Origin of the sequence: Blautia luti, assembly GCF_033096465.1 — a bacterium.
Taxonomy (GTDB): domain Bacteria; phylum Bacillota; class Clostridia; order Lachnospirales; family Lachnospiraceae; genus Blautia_A; species Blautia_A luti.
The window spans coordinates 877,175-890,656 of record NZ_AP028156.1 but is presented as its reverse complement, the minus strand read 5'-3'; the positions used below and the strand labels follow the sequence as shown (position 1 = coordinate 890,656).

General features: G+C 42.2%; 10 protein-coding genes and 1 tRNA gene. 1 reads left to right on the top strand and 10 read right to left on the bottom strand.

Going from position 1 to position 13,482, the window contains the following annotated elements:
- Positions 1-336: 336 nt before the first annotated feature.
- From rlmD to R8695_RS04080, 9 genes are all read right to left on the bottom strand, one after another.
- The gene (gene rlmD / locus R8695_RS04120) at positions 337-1,977 is read right to left on the bottom strand and encodes a 23S rRNA (uracil(1939)-C(5))-methyltransferase RlmD (protein ID WP_154780690.1); all 1,641 of its coding nucleotides are present in this window, start codon (positions 1,975-1,977) and stop codon (positions 337-339) included.
- 5 nt (positions 1,978-1,982) lie between these two features.
- On the bottom strand, positions 1,983-2,930 hold the full coding sequence (locus tag R8695_RS04115) for a 3'-5' exoribonuclease YhaM family protein (protein WP_118510235.1): 948 nt from the start codon (positions 2,928-2,930) through the stop codon (positions 1,983-1,985).
- A 254-nt stretch (positions 2,931-3,184) separates the two neighbouring features.
- Positions 3,185-3,269: transfer RNA gene (locus tag R8695_RS04110), tRNA-Leu, on the bottom strand.
- A gap of 153 nt (positions 3,270-3,422) precedes the next feature.
- Positions 3,423-4,973, bottom strand: coding sequence for a glycoside hydrolase family 43 protein (locus R8695_RS04105; RefSeq protein WP_154780691.1), 1,551 nt, complete (start codon positions 4,971-4,973; stop codon positions 3,423-3,425).
- A gap of 36 nt (positions 4,974-5,009) precedes the next feature.
- On the bottom strand, positions 5,010-5,780 hold the full coding sequence (locus tag R8695_RS04100; RefSeq protein ID WP_154780692.1) for a polysaccharide deacetylase family protein: 771 nt from the start codon (positions 5,778-5,780) through the stop codon (positions 5,010-5,012).
- Between the two features lie 4 nt (positions 5,781-5,784).
- Positions 5,785-7,884, bottom strand: coding sequence for a glycoside hydrolase family 3 C-terminal domain-containing protein (locus tag R8695_RS04095; RefSeq protein ID WP_118510090.1), 2,100 nt, complete (start codon positions 7,882-7,884; stop codon positions 5,785-5,787).
- A gap of 35 nt (positions 7,885-7,919) precedes the next feature.
- Positions 7,920-8,765, bottom strand: a complete 846-nt coding sequence (locus R8695_RS04090) for a carbohydrate ABC transporter permease (RefSeq protein ID WP_118510092.1) — start codon at positions 8,763-8,765, stop codon at positions 7,920-7,922.
- Between the two features lie 12 nt (positions 8,766-8,777).
- Positions 8,778-9,665, bottom strand: a complete 888-nt coding sequence (locus R8695_RS04085; RefSeq protein ID WP_117850467.1) for a carbohydrate ABC transporter permease — start codon at positions 9,663-9,665, stop codon at positions 8,778-8,780.
- A gap of 79 nt (positions 9,666-9,744) precedes the next feature.
- Complete coding sequence (locus R8695_RS04080) at positions 9,745-11,037, bottom strand: ABC transporter substrate-binding protein (RefSeq protein WP_154780693.1); 1,293 nt, start codon at positions 11,035-11,037, stop codon at positions 9,745-9,747.
- Between the two features lie 316 nt (positions 11,038-11,353).
- On the opposite strand from R8695_RS04080, the gene R8695_RS04075 reads away from it, so the two are divergent.
- Entirely contained in the window at positions 11,354-12,244 is an 891-nt protein-coding gene (locus tag R8695_RS04075; protein ID WP_154780694.1) for a helix-turn-helix transcriptional regulator, read from the top strand.
- A gap of 41 nt (positions 12,245-12,285) precedes the next feature.
- Here R8695_RS04075 and R8695_RS04070 read toward each other — a convergent pair whose 3' ends face one another.
- A complete protein-coding gene (locus R8695_RS04070) occupies positions 12,286-13,473 on the bottom strand; it encodes a serine hydrolase domain-containing protein (protein ID WP_154780695.1) in 1,188 nt (395 codons plus the stop codon).
- Between the last annotated feature and the right edge of the window lie 9 nt (positions 13,474-13,482).

Genomic DNA, 13,482 nt, shown 5'->3' with positions numbered 1-13,482 from the left:
CATTTCATACTCAATGGATTTCAATTCTATTTTTGCTTTCAATGGTATGGTCTACTATTGATTACGGAAAGTCCATAAATGAAATAATCGAAAAAAAGGTAATTGCTGAAATACTATGTATATGTTGCATTGCACTGAGTATAGCGATGGCATATTTTGTGGGATATATTCAAGGAGCATTCGTTTCCCTCTGAAAATACAGGGCCACAACTTTCCGCTTAATATATCAGTATGGAACAAGTTATCAAAAAGTCATGAATGCTCGTAGCTCACCGGCCCGGCCAGCAAAAGCAGTAAATCTGAAATTGATTTACTGCTTTTTTGCTCAATAGACTCTTAAATCATCTGAAAATATTTCAACGCATCCCTGATCGCCGCTTCCTTCTCCGGCGGACATTTTGGCACTTTGGCATCTTCCTTCTTTGACAGGTTATAATTTTGCCCCACATCCAGCCCGCACTTGCGCTTTATCTGTGAGATGTACAGGGAAGATACCTTCAAACCGGTATGCTCCAACACATACGCCTTGATCTGCTCATAAGTCGCGCCCTTCTGGAAGCCGGACATATCCATATCTTCCAGCGAGAACTCCACCCGCACCTTCTTTGAGTCGATTTCTCCCTTGGAAAGCAAAACAACCGTCTCCACATGCACAGTCATCCCAAACTGATCAACCGCACAGACCTTGCGAAGTTCATACCCTCTCTCACACAAATACTTCAAGTCTCTAGCCAACGTAGCACTATCGCAGCTGACGTATACAATCCTCTCCGGATTCATCTCAACCATAGTCTCCAGCAATGTCTCATCGCATCCCTTTCTAGGTGGATCTACAACGATAACATCCGCATAAACACCATTTTTCTTATATTCTCTCGGCAGTACTTCTTCCGCTTTGCCAACAAAGAATTCCGTATTCTCCAACCCGTTAAGCTTTGCATTTTCTTTCGCATTCTCAATCGCCGCCGGAACGATTTCTACACCGCGGACGAATTTCGCTTTCTGTGCCAGGAACAGTGAGATTGTTCCGATTCCGCAGTAGAGATCCCAGACAGTTTCCTCGCCATGGAGGTCTGCATATTCCAGTGCTTTTGCATAGAGTTTCTGTGTCTGTCTTGGGTTTACCTGGTAGAAAGAGAGTGGGGATATCTGATAGGAAATATCTCCGATCTTGTCGGTGATGTATTCCTGTCCCCAGAGCAGTCGGATTTCTTCGCCGAGGATCACGTTGCTGCGTTTCTTATTTACGTTGATGGTAATGCTTGTCATTCCCGGGATTTCACGCAGGGATTCTACCAGCACATTTTCTTTCGATATTTTATTTCCGTTCAGGATCAGACAGACCATTACTTCTTTTGTGAAATATCCGTAACGGATCAGGATATGGCGTACCAGTCCTTTTCCAGTTGCTTCATTATACGGCTCAATCCCATATTTCTCCATATGTGCGATCACACGGTCCAGAACTTCTTTATTCTCAGCTACGCCAAGTGCGCAGTCACGATTTTCAATAATATTGTGGGTTCTTCCCGCATAGAAACCTGTGACGATTTTTCCCTCTTTATTTCTGCCTACAGGGAACTGTGCTTTGTTTCTGTAATGGAAAAGCTCGTCCATGCCAATGATCGGCTCCATAGGGATATCTGTAAATCCTCCGATGCGCTCCAGATGACCTTTGACTTTATTGGTCTTAAATACAAGCTGCTGGTCATAGGAAAGTGCCTGAAGCTGGCAGCCACCGCACTGACGGGCGAAGGCACATTTCGGTTCTACTCTATATGGAGATGGCTTGAGTACCTCCATCAGACGGCCGTAACCGTAATTTTTCTTTGCTTTAATAATTTTAGCTGTTACTTTATCTCCGATTACTGCGTCCTTGACAAAAACGGTGAAGCCATCGGCTTTTCCGATACCTTCACCGTCAATTCCGCAATCTTCTATCTCTAACGTAACAAGATCGTTCTTACGAAATTCCATAAAGATTACACCTCATCTGTTCTTCTTAAGTTTGACTCAAACAGTCTGTTGTATCCGAGCCATTCTTTCTTACCCTTATCTGCGGCAAAAATCTCTGTGATGGTTTCCATTCTTGCATCTGTGTTGTCTGCAAGATTCAGAGCTACTGCTTCTACAAGTGCAGGTTTCTTCGGTGAGCCGTATTCCAGTTCGCCATGATGAGCAAGGATACAGTGGATCAGCTCATTCTTAAGTACCTCCGGGAATTCCGGGATCTGACCTGCCAGGTCGGAAATCATCTGAGCACCGATATAAATGTGTCCAAGAAGCTGGCCTTCGTCTGTATAGTCGTTTAACGGGAATGAGGATAATTCTTTTGTTTTTCCGATGTCGTGAAGCAGTGATGCTGTGATCAGCAGGTCTCTGTTAATGACGGGATATGCTTTTGACATATAATCGCAGAGTCTGGTAACTCCAAGTGTATGCTCCATCAGACCTCCGATAAATCCATGATGCACGGTCTTCGCTGCGGAATGTCCCTCGAATGCTTTGATAAATTCCTCATCTTCTATAAACAGTTTCTTCAGCAGTGCAGACAGATATGTATTCTCTACACTGCCAATAAATGCTTTTAACTGACTGTACATGTCATCTGTGCTGTTCTCACTTACAGGAAGATAATCTGCAGGATCATACTCATCCTCTGCTGCCTTGCGCACACGCTTGATATTCAGCTGCATGGCACCTGCAAAGCTGGTCACATCTCCCACTACATCAATGTAGTCCAGTGCATCAAAATCATCAATTCCCAGGGAATTCGGGTCCCAGATCTTACCGTCCATGATGCCGGTCTTATCCTGAAGAATAATGTTCTCATACGGTTTTCCGTTCTTTGTTACAGCGGACTGTTTCTGCTTGCACAGATAAATCCCGCTGATTCTGTCTCCCTCATGTAATTCATTTAAAAAACGCATAAACTCTGCCTCTCTATCTTTCATTCATCTCTTTTTGTTTCCAACATTCTCTTCCATTTTCCGAATCTGGAAGAACGCTCATAATTCTATTAATATTTTATCAGACAAATATGAACTTTCTATGAATAGATTCCTGTCCCGTAGAAGAATCCTGCAGGCAGTACTGCCAGATTCTCTCCATTCCAAAGGGATTCAACGAGTTCCTGTCCAATGACACAAAAAAACCTTGTACCAAAATGATACAAGGTTTCTCATGCGGAAGATGGGACTTGAACCCACACGAGCGCAATGCTCACAAGATCCTTAGTCTTGCTCGTCTGCCAGTTCCGACACTTCCGCATATCGCGTTTCATCTTTAAGTTTTACTTATTGTTGCGACAATCGGTACTATACCAAAAATTCATGGAAGTGTCAATAGCTTTTTAAAAATTTTTTTATATTTTTTTCAATTTGTTGTATTTGTGTTGCCCTGATCAGATCATCCGGCAAAATCTATTTTAAAACAAACCGATAAAATTTCGTATATCCACTGCTCTGCTTTTCTCCGGAATGCGTATACATTCCCACTGTACAGCCCGTAAAACCGCCAGCTGATTCTGAACACATATAGCTGATATCTATATTTTCCAGAACACATTCCCAGATATCGCCTTTTTTCAGCCATGCCTCTGCACAATTTTTATTTACTATTAATCTCAGGTTCTGACATAATCTTATCTCTGTCTTTCTTTCCGCCAGTATCTTGTTCTCTCCGCCAATGCATGCAGTTACGTAAACTCTGCCGTAACTCTCATCTTCTTCATATTCCACGCACAGATAATTCTGGTCATTTTGGATATAGGCAATGCCTGCACGGTCTTTCGGCTGGCCTTTCAGAGTGAACTCTGTTTCTGCCAGAAACTGAGCGCTAGTCTGTCTTAAAGCAACATAGGAAGGAGTTGCTTTATCTTTCAGAGTAACAGCTTTTGCCGGGAGCATTAAACATTCATTATCCAGAACATACGCATCTGTATCCGGATTTCTAAGCATGAGAAATTCCGGTGGTAGCTGTTTTTCCTGCAGATCTTTAAAAAGATATTCTCTGCTTTCAGACAGACTTTCCGGCATAAGAGTATCTTTCTCTCCCGGCAGTTCTACTTCTTTTTGAATCATCCCGATTCCTGGATTGACTACTGGCCAGTCGTCTTCCCATTCCACCTTTGCCAGAAATGTTTCTCTTCCCCTAAATGTCTTTCCATCCTGCGGCCTGCAGCCCAGAACTACCATGTACCAGTTTCCGGCCTGGTCTTCAGTCAGGTCACAATGTCCCACACAGGTAATCTCTGCCCTGCTGCCCAGATGTCTGTGTGTCAGTATCGGATTTGTTCTCGCATATTCATATGGGCCGAAAATATTTCTGCTTCTGGCTGCCACTTCACAATGGTACTGCTCTGTTCCGCTCTCTGCATGTAAAATGTAATAATATCCGTTTCTTTTATAAAGATGCGGTCCTTCCGGCCATACAGCATTCTTCTGAAATCCGTACAAAACAGGATGTGCCTCTCCTTCCAGCTCAAAAGTCTCTGGATTCAACTTCCGGATCCAGATCTCACAGTCACCAAAATATCTGCTTCCATCAGAATTTTGCCTCTGACCAATATAATAACAGCTTCCATCATCGTCAAAAAACAGACTCGGATCGATCCCTTCTGCTTCTTCCAGAAAATAAGGTTCAGACCATGGACCTGCAGGATCCTTTGCTGTTACAATAAAGTTTCCTCCCCCTGCCACATTGGTGGTTATTATATAAAAAGTCCCCTCATGCCATCGGATCGTAGGCGCATAAATTCCTTCATTGTGTCCACTGCCTCTTAACGGTACCTGACTCTCACGGGTCAGCACATTTCCAATCTGTTCCCACTGTGCCAGATTTCTGCTTCGAAATATCGGTATCCCTGGATAATAGGCAAATGTAGAATTTACCAGATAAAACCATTCTCCCACTCTGCATATGGACGGATCCGGATAAAAGCCATTTAAAATCGGGTTCTTACAGCTTATCATGTTCTATTTCCTCCTGTAGCGCAAAAGAATGCCAGATCATATGATCCGGCATTCTCCATTTATTTTGCAGTATATTTCTATTTTGGATAAATTCTCCACCTGCGTACATTCTGCATTAAATATAAGATTTCTTGCCGCTGTCATATAATTCACATAATCTATATTTGTGGTATACCACACGTTTTCGTGTCCGGAAATCTTTTTGCAGAATTCTTCCATTTTCTCCCATGTCTGTTCACGGTCAAATTCAAAGCTATGTCCCCATACATATAAGAGCGGGATCTTCTGATATTCCGGAGTATCCAGAAAACATTCTGCCATATCTTTAAATGCATCATTATGATGACAGGATGGTGTCCATCTCATAAAGTCTTTCGGAATGCGAAAACCGCCTGTAGACTCCACTGTCCTGCTGTATACAAATCCCAGGCTTTTGAGAGTGCTGATGACATTTTCATCATATTCTCCAAATGCATAAGAACATCCCCTGATAATCCTTCCCGTTTCTCTCTCCAGACTGCATCTGTCCTGATAAAATTCCTGAACCAGTCTTTCCTGCGAAAGATGTGTGGGATACTCATGTGCAACACCATGACAGGCAATTTCATGTCCCTGATATAAGCTTTTCAGTTCTTGTGTTTTTATAAATCCTTCTGTATCCAAAGTCCCTGAGTTCAGATGAAATGTTGCTTTCAGATTATATTTATTAAAAATATCAACCAGTCTTCTATCAAAAATCTGGCCATCATCATAGCTGAATGTAACTGCCCGGTCTTTCCACTGCGGATAAAACAATTCAAATTTCATAAGCTCAGTCTTCTTTCTCCCAGATTACCTTTACAGGTTCTGTTCCGGTAAGCTCTATACTTCTTTCATCCGGCTGGCTGCAGCCTGCAAAAATCTCATATTTCCTGCCATCCTCTACGCGTTCTCCATTTTCATCTACCACTGTAAATGCCTTTTCCCAGACAGGAACCATAACTTTTCTGCGTTCTCCTGCTTTTATAAAAATTCTCTGGAATCCTCCCAGTGCAGGATTTGGAATTGCATTTTTACTGTCAAGATTTTTTACATAAATCTGGACAACTTCCTCAGTATCTGCATTACCCTTATTATATACTTCGGCCTCTACTGTTATCTGCCGTCCGCACTGTCTTACCTCTGCATTTTCTACTTTTACATTACTGTAGGTAAGTCCATATCCAAAGGGGAACTGTGCTTTTCCTTCCATATAACGATAGGTTCTGCCTTTCATGGAATAATCTGTAAATTCCGGAAGTTCTTCAAGGCTCTCGTAAAAGGTAACCGGAAGTTTGCCAGATGGGGAGTTTTCCCCAAACAGAATTTTTGCTGCCGCTTTTCCGCCCTGACTTCCCGGATACCACAGAACCATAACTGCATCAAATTTCTCTGCTGCATAGCTCATATCAATATCACTTCCTGCCATCAGACAGAGAACCACCGGTTTTCCGGAACCAGCCATTGCTTCCATTAAATCAATCTGGGACTGAGGAAGCTTCAGGCTCTCTTTATCTCCGGATGCATAGCTGTTTCCGGTATCTCCTTCTTCACCCTCCAGTGTCTCATCCAGACCTACACAAAGAATCACCACATCACTGTTTTCTGCAACGATCTTAGCTTCCGCAAGACGATCTCTGCTGAATGCCAGAGGTTCTGTTCTGTCTCTAAACAACTCGCTTCCTACAGAACTAAGAATTCTCACATCCTCACCTACATAATCCTGGATTCCCTCCTGGATTGTAATATATCTGGATGCAGTTCCATGATAATTTCCAATCAAAGCCTTTCTGCTGTCTGCATTAGGTCCCACAATTCCGATTGTTTTGATATCCTCTTTTTTTAATGGAAGAATTCCATTGTTCTTCAAAAGTACAAAACTCTTCGCTGCTGCTTTCTCTGCTGCTGCCAGATGTTCTGCTGATTCTACTTCCCTATAGGAAATATTATCATATTCACTGCCATCAAATAGCCCAAGAAGATATCTGGTAGTAAAAAGTCTTACTGCTGATTCTGTAATCCTTTCCTCTGTGACAAGCCCCTTTTCATATGCTTTCATAATATGAAGATAGGTATTTCCACAGTTCAGATCGCATCCATTATTGATAGCAAGAGCTGCCGATTCATAAGCAGTATTTGTCACCATATGATGTTCATGGAAATCTCTGATCGCCCAGCAGTCTGATACAAAATGTCCCTGGAACTTCCAGTCTCCCCTGAGCTTTTTCTGCAGTGCCGGGCTTCCGCAGCATGGTTCTCCGTTTGTACGGTTATATGCTCCCATAACTGCTTCCACATCCGCTTCCTCCACCAGACTTTCAAATGCCGGCAGATAAGTTTCTTCCATATCTTTTGCAGATGCCTTTGCATCAAATTCATGGCGGATTGCCTCAGGTCCGGAATGTACTGCAAAATGTTTGGCACATGCCGCCGCTTTCATTGTTTCTCCGTTACCCTGAAGTGCCTTTACAAAAGCCACTCCCAGTTCCTTTGTCAGATATGGATCTTCTCCATAAGTTTCATGCCCTCTGCCCCATCTGGGATCACGGAAAATATTTACGTTGGGAGACCAGAATGTCAGTCCTTTATAGATATCTCTGTCCTCTTCGCTGGAATATGCATTATACTTTGCACGCCCTTCTGTCGCTACAATATCTGCCATCTCAGCTACACAGTCTCTGTCAAATGTAGCAGCCATTCCGATTGCCTGAGGAAAAACAGTTGCCTGTCCCGCTCTGGCCACGCCATGAAGTCCCTCATTCCACCAGTTATATGCCGGGATTCCAAGTCTTTTTATGGCAGGTGCATCATATCTTAACTGGCTGGCCTTTTCTTCCAGAGTCATTCTGGATACCAGCTCCTGTGCTTTTTTTCTTGCCTCGTCTCTGTTCATACAAGCCTCCTAATTTTATGCATTGTTTTTATGCATCATCCCTTTACTGCACCTGTAGTCAGGCCTTCTACAATCTGGTTACTGAACAGGCAGTATACAATAACGGTTGGTGCGATTGCGATAATGATTGCTGCGAACATCTGTACATAGTTTGTGGCATATGGTCCTACGAAATATGTAAGTGTTACAGGCAGTGTTTTCTTTACCGGATCTGAGACAAATACCATAGCCAGCAACAGCTCATTCCAGTTACCTACGAATGTCATAAGACCTGAAACAAAGAATCCTGTTCTGCAAAGGGGAAGTGCGATTCTGAAAAAGCATCCATAAATTCCACATCCGTCAATGGATGCTGCCTCAAATAATTCTCCAGGCATAGATTTGAAAAATCCTGTCAGAAGGAAAATAGTCATCGGAAGGGAAAACGTAATATACGGGATCATCAGACCTACTCTTGAGTTAGTCAATCCCAGCCCTGCAAAACGTACGAACAGCGGAATCAGGATACAATGTACCGGAACCATCATTCCGATCAGGAAAAATGTGTGTGCTGCTTCTGATAATTTCCAACGCATTCTTGCAATGGCAAATGCTGCCATTGCTCCAAAAAACAGACTGACTACAAGTGTGATCCCACAGACCAGTACTGAGTTTACAAGTGCAGTTCCAAGCTTACCCATTGTCCATGCCTGCTGATAATTTTCCCAATGAAATACTTCCGGCAGGGCAAATGGAGCTGCCATTACGCCTGCATTATCTTTTAATGAAACACTTAACATCCATAACAGCGGAGCCACATAAATCACAGCAAGTGCAATAAGAAATATATAAAGAATTACTGTAACAGGCTTTACCGGTTTTCTTGATTTTTTTGTCTGCATCTCTGTTACCTCCTAGCCCTCGTAAGTTTCAACTTTAATTACTTTTTTAACCAATAATGTTACGATCAGACACATAACCAGTAAGACTACAGAAATCGCACTGGCATAACCATATTTAAAATAGTTAAAACCTTCTGCATAAAGTTCTGTCGCAAGCACCTCGGTTCTGTGGTTCGGTCCACCCTGAGTCATGTTATACACAAGGTCAAAGAATTTAAGAGAACCGATACAGTTCAATGAAAGTGAAGTTACCATCATTGGTTTAATCAACGGAAGTGTAATGTAACGGAATGACTGTGTCTTTGATGCGCCGTCTATATAAGAAGCTTCATATATGTCTCTGGAAATCCCTGTGATCTGAGCCATATAAAGCATCATATTCTGTCCAACATACTGCCATAAGGCAACAAACGCAATGACCCACATGGGAAGTACAATAAAACCTTTGGAATCCATCAGCCAAAGAGGGCCTTTGATTCCGAACTGTGCCAGCAGATTATTGATACCGATCTTTGGGTTAAACATAAATGCCCATAAAAGACCTAAGGCTGCTGAGGAAAGAACGGATGGAAGATAATAAATATTTTTGAAAAGGTTTCTGCCTTTCTTAATATTGGTAAGCATAACTGCAAGACCAAGGCCGATCACCTGCTGAGTGATAGCAGAAAAGATCATAAAGAAAATAGAGTTTTTTAACGCAATTTTAAATGTAGAATCTTGAAAAAATAGCTTTTTATAGTTTGCAAGTCCGGTAAATTTGGGCGGTGTCAATGCCGCATAATCGCATAAAGAATAATAAACCATCTGCACCATAGGGATAACCAGTACCAGGACAAACATGATCAGTGCCGGTGCGATAAATATGAAAATAGCCTTCTTATTACGTAAAATTTTATCCATAATTGCCTCCATTTAAAAACTGCTGCGGAACTTTTTTCTTCCGCAGCAGCCATGTAAATTCTGTACTATCTATCCACAATTATTTCCAGACGTTTTCTTCATAGAAATCCTGTACTGTCTGGAAGGCTTCTTCCGGAGTCTGGTTTCCAAGGAATATATCAACCATTGCATTGTCGAAGCAGTCACCTGCTTCTACAGATGCCAGAGATTCATTGTAGAATCCAAAAGTACCAGTTGCTTTGTCCATAATATCCTGAACATATTTCAGCTGTGCAGGAGCTTTGTCATAGTCAATGTCAAGATCTTTGATGATCGGGAATTTTCCTCCTATTTCTGCTGTATATTTCTGTGCTTCTTCATCTGTAAACATCTTCATCAGTGCAATTGCTGCATCCTGATGCTCTGTTGTAGAGCTCATCAGTAAGTTGTCTGTTTTAACGATCATACGGTTCGGATCATTCGCTCCTTCGATTTCAGGGAACTGGAATACACCGCATTTGCTCTGGAAATCAGGATTATTGCCATTGATCTGAGCCATAGCCCATGATCCCTGTACCAGCATTGCTGCATCTCCATTGTAGAAGTTTGCTGTAGCCTGATCATTGGAGTCACCAGCTGCTGTTTCCTGGAAATACTGAGATAACTCTTTTAATTTCTCACCTGCAGCAATACAGTTATCGTCTGTCCAGTTTGCTGTATGATCTGCGATTGCCTGAAGATCTACACCTGAACGGTCACAAAGATAACCTGCGATCATTGACAAGCACCATGCAGTTCCTGCGGAACAGGAGATTGGTGTAATACCAGCATCCTGCAGTTTCTTACATACATCGATCAGTTCATCATATGTAGTCGGAACTTCCACTCCGGCCTTCTCAAAAAGCTCTGTGTTATAGTATACACAGGCAGCTGCGAAGTTTGTAGGAACTGCCATAATCTTTCCATCATAAGTCAGTCTGTCAAAGATTCCATCTGTAAATGTTGCGTACCAGTCTTTTTCCTGATTCTCAAGAATATCTGTCAGGTCTGCTGCTGCTCCTGCATTTACATATACATCCATGTTGGGTCCCGGGTTACAAATGTATACATCCGGTGTCTGTCCTGCTGCGATCAGGGCATTTAATTTTCCGTCATATTCTTCCAGATTTGTTGTGATCGGTGTTACATGATATTTCCCTTCATATTCTGTATTGAAGCGATCAATAACATCTTTGTATCCTTTGGAAACCAGATCCTCTGTAGCTTCCAGGTCATCCCAGAACATCCATGTGATTTCCTCTGTGTCATCTGCATATGCAGGCACTGCTACTGCCATGGTTCCCGCTACCATAGCTGCTGAAAGTAATACTGAAAGTAATCTTTTCTTGTTCATTTTTTTAATCCTCCTTTTGATTTATTACCTCGTTTCTTGATGGTTCTACTATATCAGAATGTCCTGTGATTGGCTCCATAATTCTTGTCATGTTACTATCAATTCTTGCTATTTATCTTCTACTATTTTCTTCAATATGTCAATTTTAATAGATTTTTATATTCTTTTTTGTGTATTTTGACATATGTTTTTATTATTTTAATTTTTTCAATGTTATATATTGCCATTTACACATGTTTTTGATACATTATATACACAAACATTAAAAAGCAACATTTGCTATCAAAAGCAATAATTAGGTGTGAAAGGAGTCCATATGATCCATAATTTACAGGGAATTCATGAAACCGTTGATTACAAAGCAGATACCCAGATCTGTCTTTATTACAATGAGGAAGCCGAAAACTATCCGCCTCACTGGCATCCCTCATTCGAAGTAATCATGCCTGTTATTAATGACTACCGGGTTGTCTGCGGTCATAACGATTATCATATCAAAGAAGGAGAAATTCTTGTTATATGTCCCTGTATGCTTCACGAGCTCTTTGCTCCGGCTACAGGAGAAAGGATTATTTTTCAGCCCGGCCTGAGCCACATCAAGCTAAAAGAACTAGATCTGATCACACCACTCCTCAGTCCCGCCATTCTGATCACCAAGGAAGAATATCCACAGATCTATGAACACATCCACAGTCTTATGTTGGAAATCAAGGATGAATATATGAATTTTACCACCTATTCTGAGATTTCCATCATTGCAAAATTCCTGGAAATCCTTGTGGATATTGGCAGAAATCACAAAGCTTTTCATCAGCAGGACGGAGACCGTGATATTCACCATCAGAAAGAATATATGGAGAAATTTCTGTTTATCACCGACTATATCAGCAACCACTTTTCTGAAAACCTTACTCTGGAGGAGGTTGCCAGTCTGGCAGGGTTCAGCAAATATCACTTTGCCCGCCTTTTTAAACAATATACTAATTCCTCCTTCTACAAATTTCTGAACCAGAAAAGAATTGAATACGCAAAATCTCTTTTGCTGGATCCGGAGCTTGCTGTTACCGAAGTGGCAGCACAATCAGGCTTTTCCAGCCTGTCCGCCTTTTTACGGATGTTCAAACAATTAAACCTGTGCACTCCCACAGAATTCCGAAGTATGTATGATTCACAATTACAAAAAAAACCTGCTTCCGGGAAAAAGTAATCCCGGAAGCAGGTGTCTGTATTTTCTGCTTTGCAGCAAATTCACCTCAGATATTCACTGATAACTACATTTCGCAGTTTTCTGGTCAGAGGAAAGGTTCCTGCATCTTTTTTTTGCATACCCATGAGAATGGTCATGTCTTCCTTGGGGAAATTGGCAAAATACATGCCAAGCCAGCCGTCCCAGCCATACTCTCCCTCTCTGGTCAGCATCACTGCCTGCGACGGATTCCTGCAAACACGCATCAAATTTCCATAGCTATAGCCTTCCAGGCCAAGCCATTTATCCATATCCTGCTGCTGTTTCGGTAACAGCTGTCCGTTACGCATATAATGCACAGTTTCCGGCTTCAGGATCTGCCTGTCCCCCCAAGTACCATTCTGTCTGAGCATTCTGGCAAATTTCATATAGTCGTCCAAAGTAGAGGTAAGCCCTGCTCCGCCGGCTTCATACGCAGGCGGCTCTGCCATATCATTTCTTACTGCCAGATTGTCTCCTGTATAAAGTTTCATACTTCTGTTTCCATTTTCATCACATACTGTTTCATAAGCTTTCGCAAGGCGAGACTGTTTTTCTTTCGGTAACCAGAATGCAGTATCGCTCATTCCCAATGGTTCAAAAATTTCTTCCTGCATAAATTCAGACAGCTTTTTCCCGGAAATAACTTCGATCACTGCTCCCAGAACATCTGCCGATGTTCCATATCTCCATCCTGATCCCGGTTCAAAAGCCAGAGGACATTTCGCAAGACGATCTGCCAGCTCTCTGGTTGTCATCGGATGATCTGTATGTAATCTGTCACATGCTTCCTTATACACTCTGTCTGTAGCTTTTCCGGGTTCTGTACATTCATCCGGATAGACCAGTCCTGATGTCATTCGCAGAAGATCATGAATCCTGACAGGAATCTCCGCTGCACAGATTTCCCCGTTTTTCTCTACCTTCATATCAGAATACGCAGGCAGATATTCTGAAACAGGGGTTCCCGGGTCCAGAAGCCCTCTCTCCATTAATATCATTGCGCAGGCCGCTGTTATCGGTTTTGTCTGGGAATAAAGCCGAAAGATCGTATCTCTGCGGATTGGTTTATGAGCCTCTCTGTCAGCCAGTCCCTCTTCACAATAAATAAGTTCTCTTCCGTCTTTCTCAACCAGAAGATTCACTCCCATGACCTCCGAATCACTGATCGACTGCTTCATTACCCTGCTGATTTTTTCCTTTAAGTCCATGATCCTCAC